The sequence below is a fragment of the Oceanobacillus alkalisoli genome (genome assembly GCF_022213125.1).
Lineage (GTDB): Bacteria > Bacillota > Bacilli > Bacillales > Amphibacillaceae > Oceanobacillus > Oceanobacillus alkalisoli.
Genome location: NZ_JAKNRA010000016.1, coordinates 36,884 through 60,110, shown reverse-complemented (window position 1 = coordinate 60,110; position 23,227 = coordinate 36,884). Strand labels below are relative to the sequence as shown.

Here is a 23,227-nt window from a genome sequence, read left to right as displayed (position 1 = left end):
TAATAGACCAAAAATAGGGAAGATATTAGGTAAATAAGAGAGCTTTTTATGAAAAAACACATAAAAAGCTCTCTTATTTTAGTTTGACTTACCTCCCATTAAAAAACAGGAGTTTTTCAGTGGCCTCCAATGAGAGTGCGTGTCCCATTTTTTTAACCAATTAAGAATTTAAGGGTTTAATTGAAAACAGTTCGGGTACAATATCGAGTAGACAGTCGTTTATGCAGGTGGATTGGGAAATCTGCAAACATTCGAGGTTTACCCCTACTTTTTTTGTGGTAAATGTAGTATACTATAAAAGGGTTTTATTTAAACTTATTTTAATATAAGAATGAGAAATGAGTTTAATTAATTGCTTGCATATCGATAGAAATAAATATTGAGGAGTGAAGTACATGGTAACACTTTATACCTCACCAAGTTGCACATCCTGCAGAAAAGCTAAAGCTTGGTTGGAAGAGCATGATATTCCGTACAAGGATCGTAACATTTTTTCGGAACCGCTAACAATTGAAGAAATAAAAGGCATCTTACGGATGACGGAAGATGGTACGGATGAAATCATCTCGACACGCTCAAAAGTATTCCAGAAATTAGACGTAAATATTGAACAATTACCAATGCAGGATTTGTTTGATCTAATTCAAAAAAATCCCGGCTTGTTAAGAAGACCGATTATCCTTGATGAAAAACGGCTTCAGGTTGGATATAATGAAGATGAAATCAGACGTTTTCTTCCTAGAACTGTTCGTACTTTCCAATTAAGAGAAGCCCAACGAATGGTAAACTAAAGGAAATTATACATTAAAAAGCACAGGACAGAAGTTCATTGTCTTGTGCTTTTATGATTAACAAGAAGAAAATGCGTGACAAATTGTTCAAACTGCTTTAGAATAAACATTTAATTATAGGCATATTCATTTCCAAACGACCATACTTTATCATACAATAGCTATAAGCTAAGAAGCGGTACGATTTTCTTGGCTGAATAAATTCTTACGCATATTATTTTAATAGATTTCAAATCTTTCGCTTGAAGGGAGAGTAGAAGAATGGAAATAGAAAGAATAAATGAAAATACGATTAAGTTTTATATCTCGTACTTGGATATTGAAGATTTAGGGTATGAAAAGGAAGACATTTGGTACAATAGAGAACGCAGTGAACAACTATTCTGGCATATGATGGATGAAGTAAATCAGAAAGAAGACTTCAGTCCGGATGGTCCGCTCTGGATCCAAGTGCAAGCGATGGAAAAAGGTCTTGAAATCATCGTTACAAAAGCTAAAATCTCTAAACAGGATGACAAATACGAACTGGATGATGAGGATGACGATAGCTTTGAATTGCACGGGGAAGAAGATATTGATGAAATCCTCGAAGACACATTTGGTAAGAGTGAAGAACATGTGCATGATAATCCTGGTTTCCATGAAGAAAAATTATGGGTCATTGTAAAGTTCGCTGACTTTGAAGATGTGATTCAACTCAGTCACCTGATGAAGCGTGATTATGAAATTATAGAAGAAACCCTCTACCACTATGAAGGAGCGTACTATCTGTATGTACAGTTCGGCATAGAAGTTCTGGATGATGACAATATTCAAACGAACCTTACGAGTAAGATTCATGAATTCGCAACAAACTCTGATATTTCCCTCCATGTACTAGAAGAATACGGGAAAAAAATTATCGAGGAAAATACGTTTGCTGAGATAAGAAAATACTTTCCGCGAGAAAAATAGACATCTGGATAGGATGTCTATTTTTTTGGGGGAAATGTGAAAAAATAGCAGGATTTTTTCATTTTTTGTCGAATATAGTGGCATGGAGGTGTTTGCATGCTGCAAGCAAAATCAAAAAATGGAAAATATATCACCCCAGCACTGCTTCCAAAGAATCGACTGCTGCAATTAAAAGCTGATAGTGAATCATTTTATTGTCCGGTTTGTGAAGAGAAGGTCATTTTGCGGGCTGGCGAGAAAGTGGTTGCTCACTTTGCCCATACAGCTAACGCAAATTGTCCATCATCAGGAGGAGGGGAGGGTGCTTATCATGAGCAAGGGAAGCTTCATCTATATGAATGGCTTCTTGGTCAAGATCTTACCGTAGAGCTTGAAGCGCATCTTCCGGAAATCAACCAGCGTCCAGATTTGCTGCTTTATTATCGTAAACGTAAAATTGCAATAGAATATCAATGTTCGAGGATTTCTAGTGATGAAATTATTAGCAGAACAAACGGATATAAAAGAACCGGCATCCACGTTGTTTGGATTCTCGGCGAAAGATTATTAAAACGAAAAGGAAATAAAGTACTGAAAATCGACTCCTTTACCCGCATGTTCATCCATCAATTTACCGAAGCTTACCCATTAAGCCTTTTCTACTACTGCCCCTTCACTCGTAATCTCATTAAATTCCAAGATTTTACTTTTACAAATAAAAACCGTGCAATGGGGAAACTTACAATTAATCGACTAGAAGCATTGACGTTTCCCGGACTGCTTGCAAAGGAATTTTTACCGAACTATCAATTTGCAACAATCTGGAAAAAGGAAAAGAACTATTTCAGATTAAGAGGGCGAGGCAGGATGTTTGGAGAAGAACGGAATTGGCATCGTTGGTTATATAGGAAAGATCTGCAATTCGAAAAGCTGCCGGCGATTGTTCACCTTCCAGTTTCAGGAGCTTACCGCATGAAGCTGCCCGGTTGGATATGGCAAAGTTGGATTCTGTTTGAGGTGATCGCTGTGAAACCGAACGGATCTGTAATTACGACGCAAGCCTGCAACCATATCGTTCAAAATTATTTGTTCCCCTCTGAATACTTCCCCTTAATTGTGACTCCAGTACAACCCGTCCGCGAATATCTTAGACATCTTTGTTCGGCTGGCATTTTACGGCATGTCTCTGCTGACTCCTTTCATAAAATAGCGGAGATTCATCTTCCTGACCAGCTTGAGACCGCAATGATAGAAGATGGTGACTTCATTACAGAGCTTTTTCAAAAGAAATAAACATCATTCGAGCATGAATCGTCATTAATTCGTTATACTAAAAGAAGGGGTTTTCTATATTTTTCTAGAATTAATATAGTAAGCAGATATAAAGGAGGAAATTTGATGTCAAATACGACGAAAAAATTGAAATCAAGAAGTGAAGTTCCAGAGGAGCGTACATGGCGGCTGGAAGATATTTTTCCAAATGATGAAGAATGGAAAAAAGAACATGCTCAACTTGGGAAAGACCTTCCAGAAATCGAAGCGTATCAAGGAAAGTTAGCAACATCCGCGGATACGCTATATAATCTATTGAAACTGCAGGATGAATTGTCCAGCAGGCTCGGAAAATTATATACATACGCTCATATGCGCTATGATCAAGATACAACGAATTCCTTTTATCAAGGGTTGAATGCGGAAGCGGAAATGCTGCTTACGAAAGCATCCAGTGCGATGAGCTATATCGTTCCAGAGATCCTTGCTATGGATGGAGGCAAGCTGGACGAATTTTTAGAGGAGAAGGAAGAACTGAAGCTTTATGAAAAAGTGTTAGCGGATATCGCGAAACGCCGCCCGCACGTCCTGAGTGAAAAAGAGGAAGCATTGCTTGCAGAAGCAGGGGAAGCTCTTGGAACAGGTGCACAGACCTTTGGCATGCTGAATAATGCGGATTTGACGTTTCCAGCGATTAAAAATGAGGACGGGGAAGAGGTTGATGTCACTCATGGCAGATACTCGACTTTTCTTGAATCAAAAGACCGCCGCGTGCGGAAAGATGCATTCATGGCAATGTATGAAACATATGGTAAATTTAAAAACACCTTTTCAGCAACGTTAGGCGGAAATATAAAGAAAGATAATTTCTATGCAAAAGTACGTAACTATGAATCTGCAAGACAGGCGGCACTTTCAGCCAACCATATTCCAGAGGAAGTATATGATAATCTCGTGGAAGCGGTGAACGAGCGTCTTCCATTATTACATCGTTATGTAGAATTGAGGAAGAAGGTTCTTGGTGTCGAGGAACTGCATATGTATGATCTCTATACACCATTAGTGACAGAGGTTGATATGAAAGTTCCGTACGAGAAAGCACAAGAATATGTCTCTAAAGGACTTGAGCCACTCGGTAGTGATTATCAGCAAATATTAAAAGAAGCGTATGAGAATCGCTGGATTGACGTGGAAGAGAATAAAGGGAAGCGGAGTGGAGCTTATTCATCTGGTGCGTATGGAACAAATCCTTATATTTTAATGAACTGGCAGGATAATATTAATAATACATTTACACTTGCGCATGAGCTTGGCCACTCTGTGCATAGCTATTATTCGCGGAAGCATCAGCCATTCCGTTATGGGAATTATTCAATTTTCGTAGCTGAAGTTGCTTCAACAACGAATGAAGCGCTACTTAATGATTACTTGCTGGAAAACCTGGAAGACGAAAAGGAAAAGATGTATATCCTTAACCACTTCCTGGAAGGCTTTCGGGGAACAGTATTCCGCCAGACAATGTTTGCTGAGTTCGAGCATGACATTCATGCACGTGCACAAAACGGAGAAGCACTCACTGCAGATCGACTGACAGAGATTTATTATGACTTGAACAAGAAGTATTATGGTCCATCTGTAGTAAGTGATGAGGAGATTGGCCTTGAATGGGCAAGAATACCCCATTTCTATTACAACTATTATGTATATCAATATGCAACTGGCTATTCCGCAGCAACTTCACTTGCCAAACAAATCCTGGAAGAAGGGGACTCAGCAGTCGAACGCTACACGAATTTCTTAAAAGCAGGAAGCAGCGATTACCCGATTGAAGTTTTGAAAAAAGCGGGCGTCAATATGAACTCCAAGCAGCCAATCTTGGACGCGCTAGATGTATTTGAAGAGAAGCTAGAGGAATTAGAAAAGTTATTAGGATAATGGGAAAGGGAGCAGGTTGTATAACCGCTCCCCTATTTACCGCATGCGCCGATATACTTTTTTTCGATTCAGAATAGAATAAAGCATGAAATAAATCGAAATAAATAATAGAGGCAACGTTATAAATAATGGAATCAACCGCATCAAACCAATCATGTTAACAAATAAAGCAATCACCACTAAAATAAACAATAAAATCGGATACAACTGATTCATACGCATCCTCCTCGTCTAGTATAAAATATGATGCAGAAACGTAAATATACCAGCTGTGAGTAATTATTATTGAACAATTTGTGAAAACTTGAACATATCCCTTGCACACTGAAAAAATACCTGTTACTATATAATTGTAAGTTGAAGCAAACAAACCCCTTTTGTTTGATCATGAAACTTTCTCCCATCCCCCTTTGTATTCATACAAAGACGGATATTAGAGAATGTACGCTGCCCCGTATATTCTCTTTTTTTTTGCTCTTTTTAAATAGAAGTTTTAGGGGGACGGAAAATTACCACCCCGGGCGTAAAATGTCCAGAATTTGAACTTTTTGTGAACTATCACACAAAACTATTGTCAAACTGATTATGAGTTGTTATGATATATACATAAGTTGAAACAAACAAAAACCCCTTTTGTTTGATCATGAAACTTTCTCCCATCCCCCCTTTGTATTCATACAAAGACGGAATAAGGATATACGCTGCCCCGTATATCCTTTATTTTTTTGTTTATTTTGGGACAGTGCACCTGACCCCTTGTCCCAAACCAAAAAAATAGACCGACTAATGAATAGTCCGTCAAATTTTTGGTTTCCAGTAGATTTCATTATTTATTTCCATTTTCTCCACTAGTTGTTTTAATTGTAATTTTTTCATTTCCCTTAAAGTTTTTGTTTCTGACCAGTCATAAATAATGGAAATTTCTTTGTTGCCGATAATGGTTGAACGGCTTATCAAATCTTCCAGAGAAGGTTTCGTGGATGGAATCGGATGATATTGTAAGATTTCACTTAAAACAAGTTCATATATCTCGTAAGGGTATAATCCAGAAACTTTAATACCATGCTCTTCCACTGTCTGATTAAAGAACACCATCGTCGGCATTGCATCGACATCCATTTCATTCGTAAGGCGTAAATCACATTGGTACGCTCTTTTTGCTGAAGGTGAAACGATATCTTTCTTAAATTCCTGCATATCTAATTTTGTCTCTTTCGCACAAGCGAACAGGACATCCAATTCAGAGATATTCAAGTGCTCGATGAACAGCTTTTCTTGTAACTTCTGTAAAAATTCTTTCCCTGCCCGCTTACCTTGCAGCTCAGATGCCTTAATGGCAAGGGAGGTAATCAGTGGATGTGTGACTGGATAGCGTTCTCTGCCTTCACTCACCATTGCTGCATGACTAATGAAGGGAGCATGTACCTGTTGCTTGTTCACTAAAGAAAAGCGGCTGTTTACAATCACTCGCACAGTGAAAAATCTGCCATATTCTAATGTTAACTTCTTTAAATAAAATTGCAGAGACCAACATTCCGCGGAAAAAGGATCCAAAAACAGATAAACTTCTACAGGCTTCTGAACAGAATCTAAATCAGTATAAGTGGCTGATGGGTTAGAGTGATTCATACTCAATAACTCAGGTTGCTGCCAGCTCACATCAAGTCCTCCTTTCTTTTACTCTGGTGTATTCATCATGTGGTTAGCTGTCAACGTCAATTTCTCAAAAATAACCGTCCGATAAGGTTCATCGATACGTGCTTCTTCCAGTGCCTCTTCCATACAATCCAGCCAGGCGTCACGCCTGCTTGGTGTAATGGGGAAGGGGAGATGCCTTCTGCGCATCATCGGGTGACCTCTTTCTGCTTCGTAAAGCCTCGGTCCGCCGAAGAACTGGGTAAGAAATAATTTTTGCTTTCTTGCCGTCTCCGTCAAATCTTCCGGAAAAATTGGAATGAGTAACGGATGTTTTGCTACTCGTTCGTAAAAACTGTCAACTATCTTCTCTATTTCACTATAGCCGCCAATTGCTTCATAAATAGAGCGGTGTCTGATGTCCTGCATATGGATTTCTCCTAATTTTGTTTTTCATTATTGTAGCAGGGGTTTAGTATATGAGCAACAAATCTGATTTATAACAGGGATTATTTACATAGCATCTAATGTTTTCCATCCAGATTTTTCAAATTCATGAAGAATCGCTCAATCTTGTTCGGTGTCCGGCGTTTTGGAATATGATTTGTTTCCAGTACCCATTTAAACACTTTTTCCCCATCTGGACGGCTTTTCGCTTCCAGCTCGAATTCATAATCATCCTGTTCGTTGTACGTACTGTAATCAAGGACATAGAGGGTGTCTTTATTCTGATATTCCCAGCGCTCGGTTGACAGCTCACCGAAGTATTTTAGATCGGTGAAATCGACTTCTAACTGTTCCAACTGTTTTCCAACATTCTTTTTCGGTGCAGGCTTCCCATTTAGCCAACTTGCGGCTTCTTTTTGCGTTAATTGATCATGCGTTTCCAGTAGGCTGTCACCAAAAGGCTCTTTTAATGTTAACGTAAACTCCCCGTTTTTCTCCCTAATTCTTAAGGCGCTATGATGCTTTTTCAACTCTAGGTTTTCTGTTTCAAAATAATGGTTCGTTTGTTTGATTGGTTCTTTAGGGAAGGGAAATGTCTCCAGTAATGTATCAAATTCAGCTTTCGTCAATAAGTTTTTAAATTCAATTTCAATTTCCTGTGCCACTCGAAATGCCTCCGTTGTAAAGTGATTATAATTGATTATGGCAATTTCTCAAGTAATATGCAATGAATAGCCTTTTTCTCTGCATGTGTTAAAATAGACTAGGTACAGACTCAAAAGAAAGAGGAGTGGTGACAGTGAATTGGGAAGTAATTCTAGCTCCTTATGAACAGGTAGTAGAAGAATTAAAAGTGAAACTAAAAGGAATGCGCAAACAATTTGAACATGAATCAAGACACTCCCCAATTGAATTTATTACAGCAAGGGTAAAGCCGATTCCGAGCATCTTGGAAAAAGCGGAGAGAAGACAAGTACCGCTGAACGAGATTGCAGATGAAATCCAAGATATCGCGGGAATCCGTGTTGTTTGTCAATTTGTCGATGATATTTATACCGTAGTCGACATGTTGCGTGAAAGAAGCGATTTTACTATTCTTGAAGAAATAGATTATATCAAAAGTAAGAAAAGCAGTGGCTACCGATCCTTTCATATGATTATTCAATATCCTACCGAAACGATTCACGGAAGAAAGCTCGTTACTGCGGAAATCCAAATCCGTACACTTGCCATGAACTTCTGGGCGACGAATGAACACTCCTTAAATTATAAATATAAAGGAAGAATACCTGAAAAAATCCAAAAACGATTACAGCTTGCAGCAGAAGCAGCTTTTAATCTAGATGAAGAAATGTCAAAAATTAAAAATGAAATTCAAGAAGCAAACCGGATTTTCCACCGGTTGTAATCATGTAATCAGACAACCGCATTTAAGGGGGAGAAGATCATGAAATTTGTAATTGTGTCAAGAGACGATAATCGTTCAAAAACAATTAAAGCAACGATGAAACAATACTTAACGGAATTTGATTTGGAATATAGTAAGGAAGAGCCGGAACTCGTCATATCAGTTGGCGGAGACGGTACATTTCTGGAAGCTTTTCACCGTTATCATCATCGCCTGCAGGAGACTGCTTTTATTGGGGTTCATACCGGTCATCTTGGTTTCTACGCCGACTACACACCTGATGAGTTGGAAAAACTAATTATTGAAATTGCGAAGACCCCATTCCAAACGGTAGAGTACCCGCTTCTCGAAGTCATTATCCGTTCGAAAACGGGAGAAAAAGAAGACCGGTTACTCGCACTGAATGAAGTGATGATCAAGACAGCAGATGGTTCTTCTGTCGTCCTCGATGTTGAAATTAAGGGTGAACATTTCGAAACTTTCCGAGGAGACGGTATTTGTATTTCTACACCATCGGGAAGTACTGCCTATAATAAAGCACTGGGGGGCGCGATTATCCACCCATCACTCGAAGCGATTCAATTAACAGAAATGGCTTCGATTAATAATCGGGTTTTCCGTACGATAGGCTCACCGCTTATTTTGCCACAGCACCATACGTGCATGTTGCGTCCAATGCGTGATAGCAGTTTTCTGATTTCAATTGATCATTACACAAACACATACTCAGAAGTGAAGTCCATCCAGTGCCGCGTAGCAAAGGAAAAAGCGCGCTTTGCAAGATTTAGGCAATTCCCATTCTGGAACCGAGTACGTGATTCATTCGTTTCCGATGGGAATTATAGGATGGGAGAATAGAGAGGCAATCAATAAATGAAATGGACAATCAAGAACGAGCAAGCGGGAATGTTAATCCGAGACTTTTTACAACAAGTAGGCGGTTTTTCAAGACGAATCTTAATTGCGGCAAAATCGGATGAAGGTAATATTTTACTGAATGAGGTAAGGGAGACGGTAAGGGCACAACTGAAGGCAGGGGATATATTGGAAGTACAGTTGCCTCCCGAGCCTGTAAGTAAGTGGCTCTTTCCTGAACAGCTTGATCTTACAATTGAATATGAAGATGAAGCGGTACTCGTAATCAACAAACCGCCGGGAATGCCAACTCTTCCATCACCGAAATATAAATCAGGCACGGTCGCAAACGGAGTCCTTGCCCATTATGAAAAAATCGGAAACCCTCATACAATCCATATTGTCACGAGATTGGACAAGGATACCTCTGGTTTATTATTAATAGCAAAAGACCGATTGAGCCATAGCCTCCTTGCAAAAAGTCAACAGCGCTTCACAATCAACAGGAAGTATATGACGATTGTAGAGGGCCATATGGACAGGAAAGAAGGAAAGATTGATGCGCCTATTGGAAGGAATCCAGCCTCCATTGTAGAACGCATGGTAACAGATACTGGAAAACGCGCAGTAACGCACTATAAATTGAAGAAACGGTTAGCTGAACATACACTTGTGGAAGTGGAACTTGAAACAGGGAGAACGCATCAGATTCGGGTTCATTTTTCATATTTAAATCACCCCTTATTAGGCGATGATTTATATGGCGGGAAAAAAGATAGCTTGAATCGTCAGGCTCTCCACTGCCATGAGATTCGTTTTTTACACCCGTTTACAGGAAAAGCACTTACGGTCGTTACTGATTTGCCGGAAGATATGGTGAAGGCAATGAATCAACTATCAAGTGATTAATCGAACGAACGAAATTTCTCTTCATTCCACGGTTGCGTGGATGGGGTCGAAACGATAGTCTGTTCGGGAAGCTGATAAGCGGTCAATGCATTTCCGAACACACAGCCAGTATCAATATTTATCGTATGATGGATGATTCGTGGAGCCTTAACTGGGGTATGGCCATAAATAATCCAACGCTTTCCGTGATAATGTTTTGCCCAATCACGTCGGATCGGCCTACCCAAATCATCGGACTTGCCGGTAGTATCTCCGTAAAGGACGAAGCTTTTCACTTGCTTATCCGTACGACCGATATATTCTTCTTTTATTCCGGCATGTGCGATGACGGCATTTACTTCAGGAATTTCAAGATAGAGAGGAGCCTGCTCATATAAAGACATGAACTGCTCTCGAATGTGCTGCTTTTCTTTGTTATCAAGGGTTTCATATTCTTGAACGGTTGTTTCCAGTCCATGCTTCTGTTGGACATTATTACCAAGAAAAAAGCGATATAATTTATTGCAATGGTTTCCTGGTACATAGCGGGCGATCTTTTCTGTGACGACCATTCGGTAAACGAGGCGAATAACTGCAAGCGAGTTCGGACCGCGGTCGGTTAAATCACCAAGAAAAACAGGAACGCGTCCGCCGGGATGTTTGAAAACTTGATTTTCATAATGGTATCCTAATGTTTGGAAAAGATCGTGCAGCTCATCGATACATCCGTGCACATCTCCAATACAATCAACTTTCATCATTCGTACCTCCTTTATGAACTATTGTACACAATATCGCTCGTATTATGAAATAAGAACTTATTCTCTTCAGGAGGTCCGCAGTCCAAACACCTCTCGTACCTCCTGAACGGCGATTAGAAAGCTAAAATTAGTGAATGAACACTGAATGAAAGTAATTAGTAGTTTCTGTAGTTTTTAAATGTTCATTAGTGGAAAGGATATATACATAGAGAGGTTTGTAGGAAAGGATTGGTGAACATGAGTGAATCATTAGAGAGATATGAAGCAGAAAAAGAAGAAAACTATCAAGCTCGCTTTAATACATTACAAACGTCTCTTGAAAAAGATGATATTGAAAATTTTAGGGAAGATTTTCTTGATATGCACACGTATGAACAGGCAAGTTTTTTCAAGGAACAGCCTGAGCCGCTCCGCCAGTGGATATATGGATACTTGTCTCCAGCGGAATTTGCCGAAATTATCGAAAGTATGGATTTTGAAGATACGTTGGAATACTTTACGGAGATGGATCCACAATATTCCGGGGCAATCTTGACCGAACTGCCAGCGGATGATGCGGTTGATATTCTGAATTTATTAGAAAAAGAAGAAGTCGCAAGTTTTTTGACGCTGATGGATCAGGAAGCTGCTGAAGAAATTAAAATCCTTTTAAATTATGAGGAGAAAACAGCCGGTAGTATTATGACGACGGAGTTTATCGCCTTATACGATACTCAAACCGTCGAGCAGGTCATGCAAGTGTTAAAAGAAGAAGCACCCGATGCGGAGATGATTTATTATTTATATGTCGTTGATGAAATGAAGAAGATCGCGGGAGTACTGTCCATTCGTGACCTTATCATTTCTGACAGCGATATGTTGATTAAAGACATCATGAGCGAATGGGTCATTACAGTATCCGTCGGCAAAGACCAAGAAGAAGTAGCACAATTGTTTATGGATTACGACTTTCTCGCTGTTCCGGTTGTTGACTTTCAAAATCATCTCATCGGGATTATTACGGTCGACGACATTTTAGATGTTGTAGACGCGGAAGCGAGTGAAGACTATTCCAAGCTTGCTGGGGTGGCAGATGGCGAACATCACACCGATACACCGTTTGAAGCAGCCAAAAAACGGTTGCCATGGTTAATCATTTTATTATTCCTTGGTCTCTTTACTGCAAGTTTGATCGGACAATTTGAAGAAACGTTGGAACAGGTTGCAGTCCTTGCCATTTTCATCCCATTAATTGCCGGGATGGCAGGTAATTCTGGAACACAGTCGCTAGCTGTTGCAGTTCGAGGGCTTGCAACAGGCAATTTCGGCAAGCAGGGGAACCTTAAATGGTTGCTGCGTGAACTTGGGACAGGTGTTATCACAGGGAGCGTATCCGGCGTCATTATTTCTATCGTTATTTTTATTTGGCAACAGAATCTGGTTTTAGGGATGCTTGTTGGAGTATCGATTATGGCATCTCTGATTGTAGCGACAATCGCAGGAGCTTTCATTCCAATGCTCATGGAACGATTGAACATCGATCCGGCGGTTGCATCTGGGCCATTCATCACGACTTTGAACGATATTACATCGATCCTAATCTATTTCGGCATGGCAACAACTTTCATGTCGTATCTTGTGTGAATGGAAGCTGGGGGTGGAGTGAGCCCCCCTTTTTTTTATAAATAAACCAAGAACACTCGTGACCTCCGTGTTGGGAGGTTCAAAGAATACCCGAATTAAATCGGGAAAATAAATATCATGTCACCTTTCTAATATTAAAAAACTTAGTCAAAATCCAAGGCCCTTGTGTAAAGCCAAGACCAATTTGCCAAGCTCCCGTACCGAGAAGCCCGTATTCTCTAACAAGCGAAAACTTTTCGGCTATACTTTTAGAATCTTCGAACCAAACAACGTGGCTTTGTCCGAATTGATCAGCGTAGTAAAAATAAGGTGACGCATATTCTGCGGAGAAACGAATCGGACTGCCAGAACGCATTGCAAGATCGACTGCATCATGGTTCGAAATGGCAGTTGCTATCGTATTGGGATTATAAGGTAGTTCCCAGTCTTATCCATATAATGGCACCCCAAGGATTATTTTAGAACTATCCATCCTCTCTAAAGACCTAATGGATGTTAAATGATTAGGCTTTTTAAACAGTATATTTCAATCCGTTTATTTTGTTCCAATATACTTACACACGGCTGGGCGTCTTCGGCATATACTGATTATGAAAATTTATAATTGAAGGGGAGACGGATATTGGATAAGGAACGGTATGCCAAGGCTCCATTATTATATATTCACCAGGCTCGCACAGAGAAGATCAATGCCAATATGCAAGAGTACTATCGGTCATCCAAAATGAAAGCTGCAGAAAAAAAAGAAAAACCATCCAATCCCGGCCGGATTAAAAGAACGGTACCGATTTACAATCATAACTCAGTTTCAGATGAAAGCGAAACAGATGACACGGAACGAGAGAAAGATAAAAACTTTCAGGATATGACGGTTGAGGAGCAGCTCATTTACTTAGCCGATAAACCTTCTTATGCACCACGGCTGATTTGTGAAATTAGAACGACCGAACGCAGTTATAAGGGCATTGTTTTAGATTATAAGGACGGAGCAGCTACAATACGAAGCGGAAGAAGAAGCCTCCAGCTCCCTTATGAAACAATCGAACGGATTCGCTTGCTTAGTCTATAATTTCCGAGTCAAAAAAGGTAAGCGCCCGAATGATGAAAGAATTCATCATTCGGGCGCTTATTTCATCATGCTTAGTTAAAGACGCTAATTGCCGGAAGACATGTAACGTGGCAGAAGCAATGCAAGTCAACCGTAATACAGATTCCTGTTGCTTGTAAATTTTTTGTTTTTTGCTCGGTTGGATCTTTCAAGTCGTTATAGCCACATGGCTGTTCATGTGCTAATAACAACTCTAAGACTGCACAACCATCATCATCAATGCTTTTCACACGGAAAATGAAGCTTGCTACAATTGGGCCAATTTTTTCCTCCCATTTACGGTCTGCTCCAAATCCTTTAAATGGCTTACACCCGTCTTTACAGTATAGAATAACTGGTACAGTATCTAAACCATTGTTCGTATCTGTCTCGCCAAGCAGGTCATTGATTGAGCGTTCGCAACTTGTGTTGCAGCATTGCTCCACTACATCTTTCTGTGCTCTCTCTATTTCTTTCAACACGTCGATGACACAGTTCCCTGTGTTATAATCTTTTCCACAACCACAACTCATACATAATTACTCCTTTCACAAATTATTGACTTTCTGTAATAACATATGTGTGAATAGGTGGTTGGTGTGGGCAAATCTCATCCAAATTTAGTGTGATTGTCTAGCTGAAGTAGGCATATTTTTCAGAATAAAGGGTATCGTTTAATAGGAGTACCGTCAGAAATCAATATTCAATACCGAAACATATAATACAAAGTAAAGACGAAAGGGAGGGGGAGCTGATGGGTTATATTATGCCGGTTGATCGATATCAGTACATCAATTATCAAGAACGGGCGGTTTCGGATAAATTATCTGTGTCACCGGTAAATGCCAGCTTTCGTCCGATATTGGAAAGAAAGCATCAAGAAGTGTCCAGTGAATATGAACGTTTATTCCCGAGTAATTATAAAACGAGGACACCACAACATCAGCAAGCAGTAGAGGAGACGTATGCGGAGATAACAGGAAAAGGGAGGATCTTCAGCGAAACAATATAAAAAAATGGGATGTTTAAGAAACGGTTAAACATCCCATTTTTGATGGTTCCGATTTTGAATCGGGTATATTTGCAGGTCTTTATCTTTTTCATACTCCGCGTGAAAAATATCTTCCAGCTTGTAATTTTGTTTTTTTAGTTCCCCAAGCAACCAATCCTCCGTTAAGTTTCTCTCCTTGAGATTATCATAAATTATTTCTCCATCATTAATTAATGTAATCGGCAATTGAACCGGTTGTGCCGCGAGTTTCATATCTTTCCTTGTCGGTGATTGGTAATCCGATTTCCTTAACACCGAGACTGTCCCGTTCGCTTCAAGGATTGCATATTCCACTTGATCCATAGAAAAGATGTCCTTCGCCCGCAGCATATGTTTCAATTGATTGACGTCCAATTTATTCTTTTTCATTACGTCACGGATAAGCTTTCCATTATAGATAACGATTGCCGGGCTTCCTTCCAACAGGTAACGTGAACCTTTGAATCGCTGGGTAATATATTCTGTCGTATACATTAAACCACCCCAGACAATGACGACAAATCCAATTTGAGGAATACCGACTTTATCATCATAAAGAGCATTACCGATTAGTTCCCCAAGGACAATTGCTGAAATGAAGTCAAATGCTGTGATTTGGGATATTTGTGTTTTACCAAGAATTTTCGTCAATGCGAATAAGGCAAAGAAGCCAAAGACAAGGTCAAAAAACATTTCGACATAGCCAGACATAGGAATCTCCTCCAATCAACGAGTATAGCTTAACCGTTACCAAGCATTTTATTCGGTAACCACTTATCAATTGGGGAAAAAGCTAAAAAAATAAACCGCATGCTTTCATACGGTTTATTCATTATAATTCTTTTATCATCGTTACGTGCGGAATTCCGGCATCCATAAAAACATCATCGGATAACTTCGTGTATCCTTGGTCTTCATAAAATCCGATTGCATGGGTTTGAGCGTTCAACTTTGCTTTCAGGTAGCCGTCCTCTCGAATTTTTCGTTCCATTTCATCTATTATCATCTTGCCAAAATGTTTACCACGAAACTCTTTTCGTACGCAGATTCGTTCCAGCTTACCATATTCGTCCACATAACGCAGTCTGCTGGCAGCAATCGGTTCATCTTGAACATATCCAACAAAGTGAATAGCTGTCTTGTCGTATTGATCAAGCTCTTCTTCTTCCGGAACATGCTGTTCTTTTACAAAGACAATCATGCGCACGAGGGTGGCGTCATCTCTTTCTTTCTCTGTTGTCACAATGCGTAAATCCATTCGATTATTCCCTTCCAAGTACAAACGTTTCATGGACCGTCCATTGTCCGTTATCTAATTGATATAATAACTGGAAACGGTCAAACGTATCTTCATACGTATGATTTTCCATATTGAGTCTCCCAAGGATATCCGTAAATTCCACATGAGTCAGTTCCTGTGCTAAGGTGACATGCGGTACAAAAGGATGCTTCCGGGTATCTTCAAATTTTCCACTATGCAGTTTCTCTTCCAGTTTTATGATTTCCTCAGACTTTTCAACTTTGAAATAAATTGTATTGGTCACAGGCTCGAAGGAGCTTACCTTTGTAATGTGAATCGGAAAAGGCGCTGTTTCCATTGCGATTCGTTTCAACTCCGTGACAGTCTCATCCATCTTACCATCCTCAATTTTGAAACTGTCCTTTAACGTAATATGAGGCGGGATGAGTGTGTAGCGTGGGTCATAACGTTTTCTATAGGAGTTGGCTGCATCTTGAATTTCTTTTGACGGAAAAAAAGCAATTCCAAAGTTCATCATAAAACCTCCCGTTTATTAGTAGTCTGTTTGAGTGCACATAGATAGGTAATTTTATTTTGCGTAGTAAACTCTAAATCGAAAATGCTGTGGTTAACCAACATCGCTAACCCTAGCCACGTCCGGTTCCAACGCCCAACAACAATCAAACTTCACACTCCTCTAATCGATAAAGAAGACTTGCCGATTGGCTTCAGCCAGAGGCTTAGTCGCACTTATACCCTTGTGGTGAAACTCAACATCAACTCACTATCTTCGCCTGAGTTTCCTTTATCTCCCTTCCGGTAAAAAGGAGGTTCGATTAAGTTCGCCCCTTCCTGGGGCAACATCGGACTACCTCCCATCCTGGGAGGCACAGTTTGTGCGTTGCTAAACGGGCGTTTCCACCTTTGTTTTCAATTATAACAAACTTAGAAAATTATGCTACATTTGTTTCAGAAAGTTAATAATATAGATGAAAATTGCTGTATTTTTCTAGTCGATGATGGACGTTAATGCACGGATCATATCTTTCTGCCAATATTTCCACGTATGTTCGCCGTCTTCTAACTCGTAATAGAGATAATTGCTGTTTCCAGCTTCCAATAAGGCTTTTAGTTCGCGGTTCGGAGTTAATTGGTCTACGGTGCTTCCGTCCGTTAGTTTCGCCTCGTCTTCTTTTGCGCCGATTGTGTGATATATATCAAGTGCGGCTAGGTCTTTTGCTTGTTTTACTTGTTCCATCACCGGTTCATCGATGAAAGGGGATTGCAGAATTACTTTTCCGAATGTATTCGGATACCGCAAAGCAGTCAGTAACGAAAAAGTTCCGGCAAGTGAGTCTCCCATCAGAATACGCGATTTCCCCATATGATACGTAGGAAGGAGGTCATCAAGCAGCGGAACAACTTCCTTCACGACAAACTTCGTAAAAGCGTCGTATTCATTTCCATTTGGATGGTATTTTCTCCGTCTATCCTCCGCATCTTTGTAATGGATCCCAACAAATATTGTGTTCGTAAGTTCATAGTCTTCATGCAGTCGGTCACTAAAGGTTGCAATCCGTCCCATCTGATAATAATCATCCCCGTCGAACATCATGCAAATGTTGTACTTGTATAAGTCTGAGAAGCTTTCCGGGTAATAAACTTTTAATACTTTTGTTTCTCCTAAATATTTGCTCTCGATTTCTTTGTCGACCATTTTCCCTCTTCGTGCCAATGATTCCACCTCTTGTTCATATGTTAACTTTATAATATCATGTCTGTAGTTGTTGTTCTATTGCTTAGTTTGCCTGTTCAAGCAGTTGACTTTCATGAAGATTATAATAAGCACCTTTTTGCTTAATAAGTTCAGCATGGCTTCCTTTTTCAATGATTTTTCCGTGTTCGAGCATGATGATGGTATTTGCTTCTTTGACTGTATTCAGCCGGTGGGCGATGACGAAGCTTGTTCTGCCTTCCATTAGCCGTTTAAGAGCTTCCTGGATTTTGAGTTCTGTAATCGTATCAATATTACTTGTCGCTTCATCCAAAACCAAAATCGATGGATTGGCAATCAGTGCGCGAGCAATCGTGAGCAACTGTTTCTGTCCCTGACTAATACCGCTTCCCGATTGATCGAGAATTGTATCATACCCATTGGGAAGTTTTGTGATGAAGTCATGTGCATTCGCATCTTTTGCAGCTTGTTCGACTTCTGAATCCGTTGCATCAAGCTTTCCATAACGGATATTTTCTCTGATGGTTCCTTGGAACAGAAAGGCATCCTGCAGGACGAAAGCCATTTGTTTTCTTAAGCTGCTTCTCGTAATGTCTTTTATATCGATGCCGTCTAAGGTAATTTCCCCTGAATTATAATTATAGAAGCGGGAGATCAGATTAATGATTGTCGTTTTCCCTGCACCAGTATGTCCGACAAAGGCAACCGTCTCGCCGGGTTTTGCTTCAAAGCTTATCCCGTCCAGGATGGTATCCGCTTCATAAGCAAACTGAACCTCATCAAATATAATGTGCCCGGACGTTTCCATTAGTTCTTTTGCATGCTGTTCATCCCGTTCTTCTATCTCCTCATCCATCACATTAAATACACGCTCTGCGCCGGCAATCGCGGATAAAAGGATATTGAACTGGTTGGAAAGCTCGTTCAAAGGCCGGGTGAACTGTCTGGCATACTCCGTGAATATAACGATAATCCCAACTGTAACAAGCTCCTGATTACTGTAAATCGCAAGCAGGCCACCAGCAAGGGCAATTAATCCAAAGCTTAAGAAGTTCAGCATGTTCATGATCTTCGGAATGAGACCGGCAATCATCTGCGCCCAGAAACCAGTGCGCTTTAATTCATTATTTCTTTCTTCAAACCCGTTAATCACTTTCTCTTCCTGCGAATACGTCTTCACAACATGTTGACCGGAAATAATTTCTTCTACATAACCATTCACTTCCCCAAGATGTCTTTGTTGCATTTTATAGAGCGGACCGGTGCGGGAAGTGATCCATTTCATCGCGTAAAACATGAGAGGAACAATGACGAGCGTAACAACCGTTAGGATCGAACTGAGTATAAGCATGACAATCAAGGTCCCGGCAAGCGTCAGAACACTTGAGAAGATTTGAATGACCGATTGGTTGAGCGTATTATTGACGTTATCGATATCGTTTGTCAGTCGGCTCATCAATTCCCCGTGTTGCCGTTTATCAAAATAAGAAATCGGCAGTCTGTGAAATTGTTCAAATAAATCCTTTCGCAAGTCAAATACCGTATTCTGGGCAATGCCAATCATCCAGAAGTTTTGTAAGAAAATCGTAAGTGAATGGAAGAGGAAAACAAAAATCAAGCCGAGAAGCAGCGTTCCAAGTCCACTTGTTTCTCTGGTTACAATATAATCATCAATCGCCATCCCAATCAGATAGGGACCAAGTAAACCGAGACTAGAACTAAATAACACCATGAAGATGACGAGAAAAAGCATCCCTTTCTGCCCGGAGAGGTATTCCCAAATCCGTTTTAGGGTAGCTCCCATATTTTTCGCCCGTTTGTCTTGATTGACCTGGATAGAATCAAGCCTGATCTTCTCATAGTGGAAGGGAGCCTTCCAGTCTTTATTCGACATTTGCATACTCCTTTCCGTGCTGGGATTCCACAATCTGCTGATAAAGCTTGGATTGTTTAAGTAATTCATCATGTGTCCCTATTGCAAGCACTTCTCCTTCATCCATTAATAGGATCCGGTCAGTAGTTCTTGCGGTGGAAATTTTTTGCGTAATAATCATGATGGTACAGCTGTATGCTTCAATTGCCTGCAGCAATCGTGCTTCTGTCGCAAGGTCAAGTGCACTTGTACTATCATCAAGCATGAGTATCTTCGGTTTCCGGATCAGTGCTCTTGCAATCGAAATCCGCTGTTTTTGTCCGCCGGAGAGATTCACTCCTTTTTGTCCGACTCTCGTATCATACTGTTTAGGTAAATGCATGATTGTATCGTGAATTTGTGCATCTTTTGCGGCTTGTATCATTTCTGCATCAGACGCACCACCTTTTCCCCAAACGATATTATCTCGAATCGTTCCGGTGAATAGGAGCGGATTTTGCGGTACATATCCAATACTGCCCCTTAAGGTATGAAAGGCATAGGAATTAATTGCTTGTCCGTCAATCCGCACCTCTCCTTTAGTCGGGTCGAAAAGTCTTGGCATCAGTTGGAATATTGATGTTTTGCCCGATCCGGTGGCGCCCATAATCGCAAGGGTTTCTTTTGCTTGAATCGTGAAGGAAACATTTTTTAAAATAACCTCATCTGTTGCAGGATATTGGAAATATACATTGCGATATTCCACTGTACCATCCTTAATTGCAATGTTACCCTCTGTTTCAGCTTCATCATACTCTGACTCACCTTCATCTTCTAATGTCAGTACTTCATTTACCCGTTCTGCCGATGCTTTCGTTCTTGAGAGAATGATAATAATAAAGGAAAACATCGAAATTGCCATCGCAACGCGCATTGCATAATTGACAATAGAAACAACTTCTCCAACTGCTGCATTCCCGGCAAGCGACTGGACGTTTCCGAACCAAATGATGAAGATGAGGCTTAAGTTCATAATAAATAAAAGGATCGGCATCGTGGATTCCACAAAGCGGAAAGTACTTTTCGTTGAAGTCGCTAAATTCTCATTTGCACTCGTGAAGCGGTCTTTCTCAAAATTCCTACGCCCAAACGCTTTAATGAGCCGCATGCCTGCAAGATTCTCCTGCATAACCCGGTTGACGTGATCGACATTCGCCTGAACGTTCGAAAACATCTTACTGGCATACTTCATCACAAGGAATAAAAAGAGTATGAGTAAAGGAACTGTCACAAGAAAGATCAACGCTAGGCGTGTATTTACAATAAATGCCATCGTCACTCCGCCAAGCACAAGGAAAGGGGCTTTTGCCATGATCCGAAGCGCCATGAAGACCATATTTTGAATCTGGCGAATATCGTTCGTAAAGCGTGTCACAAGTGCTGAAGTTGGGTAATTACTTAAGCTTTTAAAGGAAAAATATTGGATGCGGGAGAACAGCTTTTGTCTTAGGTCATAACCGAATGCAAAGCTGACATGAGAAGAATAGAATGAGTTCAACACTCCGACAACGAGGGATAAAGCTGCGAGTCCAATCATGATGCCTCCCCACATGACAATATTTCCTACATCTTCCTGCAGCACTCCCTGATCGATCATCAACCCGAGAAATAAAGGGAGAAGGAGCTCGATAATCAGTTCAGAAAACATAAATATATAAGCCAAAATAATGGATATTTTATAAGGTTTTAAAAAGGAAAAAACATTTTTCAAACGCTGACCCTCCAAGCAAGAAAAATAATAGCAATTATTTAATTATTATAAGGGGAATCGGGTTATTTATCCACTATCATATTTCGGGGGTCGAAGTTTTGTAGCATTTATTGAAGAATGGTTGATTTCATGCTTAGGTCAAGTTAAACTTAGGTTCAAATATACGGGCATTTCAGATCGAAAATAAGGTGGTGGGTAAGATGGCGTTTATACTTTTAATGATTGGTGTTTTTTGTTTCATTTATTTGAAACCTCCTATTTTTAAACAAATGAGTTTTGATTATGTTTATTTACTGATAGTTTTAATTTTACTATCCATCATTGTGATGAATGGAGCCTTTATTGACTTAATGGCTGATGGATTACTTGTAACGGTTACATTTATAATCCTAACACCTTTGTATGTAAAAGCATTTTCAATAATAGGCAGTAAAGGAAAACAGAATCCTTAATTCAACGCAAATATATAGGTCAGTATATACAATATCTTACGCTTAGAATGATTGTTCATCGCTCAGTTGGCAGAGCGCTTAGAGGTCGTTGGTTCGATACAGTGGGAGCTTCTCGTTTGCTCCTAGCTATCAAATTGATAGAAAGAGAGACTTGGAAACGTTCATAGATATGGTATGATAGATATAGTCAAATGATTTACAGAGAAAGGGGTAAGGAAATGGATATTGCAAAGCTTTCTACAGTATTAAGCCAATCCCAAGTGAAGCAGCAAGCAAGCCTTTCAGTAATGAAAATGATGATGGACACTGGAAAAGTTCAAGCGAATGATATGCTTGAAATGCTGGATGAAGGTGTAAGTGCACCGGATGCAGGTCATCCGTATTTAGGTGGAAAAATTGATATTCAAGTATAAAAAATACGAAATGTAAAATGTTGCTTGCAAGAAATGTAAATTTATTGTATACTAAATCTTGCAGTTGAAAAAACGATTCCGTAGCTCAGCTGGGAGAGCGCTACCTTGACAGGGTAGAGGTCGTTGGTTCGAGCCCAATCGGAATCATTAATTGAAACGCTTGTCCTGTAAGGGATTGAGCGTTTTTTTGTATTTGTAATCATTATAAAATGTTTGGTTTTGTTGCCCAATTGTTGTCTAAATAAGAATAACAAGTGTTTTAGCAAGCGAATTAGCATCCATTATAAGATATATCTAGGGTCATAAAGGCTTATATTAAACCAAGTATGGAGATTTGTGAAAGAATATATACTTCAACCAACGAGGCACTTAGTTGAAGAATGAATATGACTATTTTGATTATAGAATAGTTATTTATTGCTGTGAAGTTTAGGGGTATTCTAAATCAATATGGTATTATTTAATTATTAATAATATTTTATTGGAGAGGGGTAAAATTAATGCTTGAGCCACTTACAAGTTTATTGGTACAAGAGTTAGCTAAATCAATCAAAAAATCAAGTTCTATTACAGAGCAAGGTGATCTTTCTAAACTAGAAAATGAAGCACGTCTCCAAGAAATTGAAAACAGAATTTCGGAATATCAAGCTCGAGTTGCACAAGAGTTAGCAATAGCAAAAAGAATTGAAACTGCAGCGGAAGTAGAGATTGAAGAGTTTTATGATAATAGTGGTAGTGGAGGCGTTGGTCTTCAATCTGGTTCGGAAGGTGGCTTTAACTTGGGGGTTAATGGGAACGGGAGAAAAGTAACCAAGCGTATTTATAGATTTAATGGTGTGATTGGTTCGGAAATTGAAGGTAAGGATATCCTAGTTGAACAAGAGCTTTCAGAAAAAACATACGAGTAATTTCATTTTATAAATAATTTAATAATTAATCATTTACTTTATTCTAATTTCTAATAGTATATTGGGTTACTCACATAATTAGGGTATTACTTCATCTTTCTTCATATAACGGGTGCTATGCTTAAAGAAGGATAAGCACTATATGTTGACAGATATTTAACATACCAAACGACTTTTGAAAAAAGTACCTT

Annotated in this window: 25 protein-coding genes, 1 tRNA gene and 1 pseudogene; 14 read left to right on the top strand and 13 right to left on the bottom strand. The window is 39.7% G+C overall.

Annotated elements, in window-relative coordinates; translation table 11 throughout:
* The first annotated feature begins 395 nt into the window (after positions 1–395).
* From spxA to pepF, 4 genes are all read left to right on the top strand, one after another.
* Positions 396–791, top strand: a complete 396-nt coding sequence (spxA, locus tag L3V42_RS15980) for a transcriptional regulator SpxA (RefSeq protein WP_235761218.1) — start codon at positions 396–398, stop codon at positions 789–791.
* Positions 792–1,052: 261 nt separating this feature from the next.
* Positions 1,053–1,745, top strand: a complete 693-nt coding sequence (mecA, locus tag L3V42_RS15975) for an adaptor protein MecA (RefSeq protein ID WP_238472453.1) — start codon at positions 1,053–1,055, stop codon at positions 1,743–1,745.
* Between the two features lie 96 nt (positions 1,746–1,841).
* Complete coding sequence (locus L3V42_RS15970) at positions 1,842–3,017, top strand: competence protein CoiA (RefSeq protein WP_235761220.1); 1,176 nt, start codon at positions 1,842–1,844, stop codon at positions 3,015–3,017.
* Between the two features lie 105 nt (positions 3,018–3,122).
* Complete coding sequence (gene pepF, locus L3V42_RS15965; protein ID WP_238472452.1) at positions 3,123–4,931, top strand: oligoendopeptidase F; 1,809 nt, start codon at positions 3,123–3,125, stop codon at positions 4,929–4,931.
* Positions 4,932–4,967: 36 nt separating this feature from the next.
* On the opposite strand, the gene L3V42_RS15960 is transcribed toward pepF, so the two are convergent.
* The 4 genes from L3V42_RS15960 to L3V42_RS15945 all read right to left on the bottom strand — a co-directional run bounded on the left by L3V42_RS15960 (position 4,968) and on the right by L3V42_RS15945 (position 7,678).
* Positions 4,968–5,147, bottom strand: coding sequence for a hypothetical protein (locus tag L3V42_RS15960; protein ID WP_238472451.1), 180 nt, complete (start codon positions 5,145–5,147; stop codon positions 4,968–4,970).
* Between the two features lie 582 nt (positions 5,148–5,729).
* Positions 5,730–6,590, bottom strand: a complete 861-nt coding sequence (locus L3V42_RS15955) for a DsbA family protein (RefSeq protein WP_235761223.1) — start codon at positions 6,588–6,590, stop codon at positions 5,730–5,732.
* Between the two features lie 18 nt (positions 6,591–6,608).
* Entirely contained in the window at positions 6,609–6,995 is a 387-nt protein-coding gene (locus L3V42_RS15950) for a globin domain-containing protein (protein WP_238472450.1), read from the bottom strand.
* 95 nt (positions 6,996–7,090) lie between these two features.
* On the bottom strand, positions 7,091–7,678 hold the full coding sequence (locus tag L3V42_RS15945; RefSeq protein WP_235761225.1) for a CYTH domain-containing protein: 588 nt from the start codon (positions 7,676–7,678) through the stop codon (positions 7,091–7,093).
* A 134-nt stretch (positions 7,679–7,812) separates the two neighbouring features.
* Between L3V42_RS15945 and yjbM the strand changes: the two genes are divergently transcribed.
* From yjbM to L3V42_RS15930, 3 genes are read left to right on the top strand one after another with little or no spacing between them, the layout of a single operon-like run.
* Positions 7,813–8,421: a GTP diphosphokinase gene (gene yjbM, locus L3V42_RS15940; RefSeq protein ID WP_235761226.1), complete on the top strand. Its 609-nt coding sequence runs from the start codon at positions 7,813–7,815 to the stop codon at positions 8,419–8,421.
* Positions 8,422–8,460: 39 nt separating this feature from the next.
* Positions 8,461–9,279, top strand: a complete 819-nt coding sequence (locus tag L3V42_RS15935) for an NAD kinase (RefSeq protein ID WP_235761227.1) — start codon at positions 8,461–8,463, stop codon at positions 9,277–9,279.
* A 15-nt stretch (positions 9,280–9,294) separates the two neighbouring features.
* Positions 9,295–10,185 carry an RluA family pseudouridine synthase gene (locus L3V42_RS15930; protein WP_238472449.1) on the top strand — a complete coding sequence of 297 codons (891 nt, stop codon included), beginning with the start codon at positions 9,295–9,297 and terminating at the stop codon, positions 10,183–10,185.
* Here L3V42_RS15930 and prpE read toward each other — a convergent pair.
* Positions 10,182–10,922: a bis(5'-nucleosyl)-tetraphosphatase PrpE gene (gene prpE, locus L3V42_RS15925; protein ID WP_238472448.1), complete on the bottom strand. Its 741-nt coding sequence runs from the start codon at positions 10,920–10,922 to the stop codon at positions 10,182–10,184. The two genes, L3V42_RS15930 and prpE, sit on opposite strands and share 4 nt — an antisense overlap.
* Before the next feature lie 240 nt (positions 10,923–11,162).
* On the opposite strand from prpE, the gene mgtE reads away from it, so the two are divergent.
* A complete protein-coding gene (gene mgtE / locus L3V42_RS15920; protein WP_235761229.1) occupies positions 11,163–12,548 on the top strand; it encodes a magnesium transporter in 1,386 nt (461 codons plus the stop codon).
* A 115-nt stretch (positions 12,549–12,663) separates the two neighbouring features.
* On the opposite strand, the pseudogene L3V42_RS18665 reads toward mgtE, so the two are convergent.
* A pseudogene (locus L3V42_RS18665) lies at positions 12,664–13,014 on the bottom strand (glycosyl hydrolase family 18 protein); the annotation flags it as partial.
* A gap of 156 nt (positions 13,015–13,170) precedes the next feature.
* On the opposite strand from L3V42_RS18665, the gene L3V42_RS15915 reads away from it, so the two are divergent.
* Positions 13,171–13,617 (top strand): CotO family spore coat protein, encoded by a 447-nt coding sequence (locus L3V42_RS15915; RefSeq protein WP_235761231.1) that lies wholly within the window; start codon positions 13,171–13,173, stop codon positions 13,615–13,617.
* Positions 13,618–13,688: 71 nt separating this feature from the next.
* Here L3V42_RS15915 and L3V42_RS15910 read toward each other — a convergent pair whose 3' ends face one another.
* Positions 13,689–14,168 (bottom strand): CotY/CotZ family spore coat protein, encoded by a 480-nt coding sequence (locus L3V42_RS15910; RefSeq protein ID WP_235761232.1) that lies wholly within the window; start codon positions 14,166–14,168, stop codon positions 13,689–13,691.
* Between the two features lie 221 nt (positions 14,169–14,389).
* On the opposite strand from L3V42_RS15910, the gene L3V42_RS15905 reads away from it, so the two are divergent.
* Positions 14,390–14,647 (top strand): hypothetical protein, encoded by a 258-nt coding sequence (locus L3V42_RS15905; RefSeq protein ID WP_235761233.1) that lies wholly within the window; start codon positions 14,390–14,392, stop codon positions 14,645–14,647.
* 24 nt (positions 14,648–14,671) lie between these two features.
* Here L3V42_RS15905 and L3V42_RS15900 read toward each other — a convergent pair whose 3' ends face one another.
* From L3V42_RS15900 to L3V42_RS15875, 6 genes are all read right to left on the bottom strand, one after another.
* Positions 14,672–15,376 (bottom strand): DUF421 domain-containing protein, encoded by a 705-nt coding sequence (locus tag L3V42_RS15900; RefSeq protein ID WP_238472447.1) that lies wholly within the window; start codon positions 15,374–15,376, stop codon positions 14,672–14,674.
* Positions 15,377–15,497: 121 nt separating this feature from the next.
* On the bottom strand, positions 15,498–15,923 hold the full coding sequence (locus L3V42_RS15895; RefSeq protein WP_235761235.1) for a GNAT family N-acetyltransferase: 426 nt from the start codon (positions 15,921–15,923) through the stop codon (positions 15,498–15,500).
* Between the two features lie 4 nt (positions 15,924–15,927).
* Complete coding sequence (locus L3V42_RS15890) at positions 15,928–16,440, bottom strand: YjcG family protein (protein WP_235761236.1); 513 nt, start codon at positions 16,438–16,440, stop codon at positions 15,928–15,930.
* A 474-nt stretch (positions 16,441–16,914) separates the two neighbouring features.
* A complete protein-coding gene (locus L3V42_RS15885) occupies positions 16,915–17,640 on the bottom strand; it encodes an alpha/beta hydrolase (RefSeq protein WP_235761237.1) in 726 nt (241 codons plus the stop codon).
* A gap of 64 nt (positions 17,641–17,704) precedes the next feature.
* Positions 17,705–19,534 carry an ABC transporter ATP-binding protein gene (locus L3V42_RS15880; protein WP_238472446.1) on the bottom strand — a complete coding sequence of 610 codons (1,830 nt, stop codon included), beginning with the start codon at positions 19,532–19,534 and terminating at the stop codon, positions 17,705–17,707.
* A complete protein-coding gene (locus L3V42_RS15875; RefSeq protein WP_235761239.1) occupies positions 19,524–21,263 on the bottom strand; it encodes an ABC transporter ATP-binding protein in 1,740 nt (579 codons plus the stop codon). Before L3V42_RS15875 ends, L3V42_RS15880 begins: the two co-directional genes overlap by 11 nt.
* A 200-nt stretch (positions 21,264–21,463) precedes the next feature.
* Here L3V42_RS15875 and L3V42_RS15870 point away from each other — a divergent pair, with 200 nt between their 5' ends.
* The 4 genes from L3V42_RS15870 to L3V42_RS15855 all read left to right on the top strand — a co-directional run bounded on the left by L3V42_RS15870 (position 21,464) and on the right by L3V42_RS15855 (position 23,036).
* On the top strand, positions 21,464–21,715 hold the full coding sequence (locus L3V42_RS15870) for a hypothetical protein (protein WP_238472445.1): 252 nt from the start codon (positions 21,464–21,466) through the stop codon (positions 21,713–21,715).
* A gap of 218 nt (positions 21,716–21,933) precedes the next feature.
* The gene (locus L3V42_RS15865; protein ID WP_235761240.1) at positions 21,934–22,128 is read left to right on the top strand and encodes a YjfB family protein; all 195 of its coding nucleotides are present in this window, start codon (positions 21,934–21,936) and stop codon (positions 22,126–22,128) included.
* A 74-nt stretch (positions 22,129–22,202) separates the two neighbouring features.
* Positions 22,203–22,275, top strand: a tRNA-Val gene (locus tag L3V42_RS15860).
* Positions 22,276–22,628: 353 nt separating this feature from the next.
* Positions 22,629–23,036: a hypothetical protein gene (locus L3V42_RS15855; protein ID WP_238472444.1), complete on the top strand. Its 408-nt coding sequence runs from the start codon at positions 22,629–22,631 to the stop codon at positions 23,034–23,036.
* Positions 23,037–23,227: the final 191 nt, after the last annotated feature.

Excerpts from the sequence above, each read along its gene's own strand:
- spxA (WP_235761218.1), top strand. The coding sequence starts at position 396 with ATGGTAACACTTTATACCTCACCAAGTTGCACATCCTGCAGAAAAGCT.
- mecA (WP_238472453.1), top strand. The coding sequence starts at position 1,053 with ATGGAAATAGAAAGAATAAATGAAAATACGATTAAGTTTTATATCTCG.
- L3V42_RS15970 (WP_235761220.1), top strand. The coding sequence starts at position 1,842 with ATGCTGCAAGCAAAATCAAAAAATGGAAAATATATCACCCCAGCACTG.
- pepF (WP_238472452.1), top strand. The coding sequence starts at position 3,123 with ATGTCAAATACGACGAAAAAATTGAAATCAAGAAGTGAAGTTCCAGAG.
- L3V42_RS15960 (WP_238472451.1), bottom strand. The coding sequence starts at position 5,147 with ATGAATCAGTTGTATCCGATTTTATTGTTTATTTTAGTGGTGATTGCT.
- L3V42_RS15950 (WP_238472450.1), bottom strand. The coding sequence starts at position 6,995 with ATGCAGGACATCAGACACCGCTCTATTTATGAAGCAATTGGCGGCTAT.
- L3V42_RS15935 (WP_235761227.1), top strand. The coding sequence starts at position 8,461 with ATGAAATTTGTAATTGTGTCAAGAGACGATAATCGTTCAAAAACAATT.
- L3V42_RS15930 (WP_238472449.1), top strand. The coding sequence starts at position 9,295 with ATGAAATGGACAATCAAGAACGAGCAAGCGGGAATGTTAATCCGAGAC.
- prpE (WP_238472448.1), bottom strand. The coding sequence starts at position 10,922 with ATGAAAGTTGATTGTATTGGAGATGTGCACGGATGTATCGATGAGCTG.
- mgtE (WP_235761229.1), top strand. The coding sequence starts at position 11,163 with ATGAGTGAATCATTAGAGAGATATGAAGCAGAAAAAGAAGAAAACTAT.
- L3V42_RS15910 (WP_235761232.1), bottom strand. The coding sequence starts at position 14,168 with ATGAGTTGTGGTTGTGGAAAAGATTATAACACAGGGAACTGTGTCATC.
- L3V42_RS15905 (WP_235761233.1), top strand. The coding sequence starts at position 14,390 with ATGGGTTATATTATGCCGGTTGATCGATATCAGTACATCAATTATCAA.
- L3V42_RS15900 (WP_238472447.1), bottom strand. The coding sequence starts at position 15,376 with ATGTCTGGCTATGTCGAAATGTTTTTTGACCTTGTCTTTGGCTTCTTT.
- L3V42_RS15895 (WP_235761235.1), bottom strand. The coding sequence starts at position 15,923 with ATGGATTTACGCATTGTGACAACAGAGAAAGAAAGAGATGACGCCACC.
- L3V42_RS15890 (WP_235761236.1), bottom strand. The coding sequence starts at position 16,440 with ATGAACTTTGGAATTGCTTTTTTTCCGTCAAAAGAAATTCAAGATGCA.
- L3V42_RS15880 (WP_238472446.1), bottom strand. The coding sequence starts at position 19,534 with ATGTCGAATAAAGACTGGAAGGCTCCCTTCCACTATGAGAAGATCAGG.
- L3V42_RS15870 (WP_238472445.1), top strand. The coding sequence starts at position 21,464 with ATGGCGTTTATACTTTTAATGATTGGTGTTTTTTGTTTCATTTATTTG.
- L3V42_RS15865 (WP_235761240.1), top strand. The coding sequence starts at position 21,934 with ATGGATATTGCAAAGCTTTCTACAGTATTAAGCCAATCCCAAGTGAAG.
- L3V42_RS15855 (WP_238472444.1), top strand. The coding sequence starts at position 22,629 with ATGCTTGAGCCACTTACAAGTTTATTGGTACAAGAGTTAGCTAAATCA.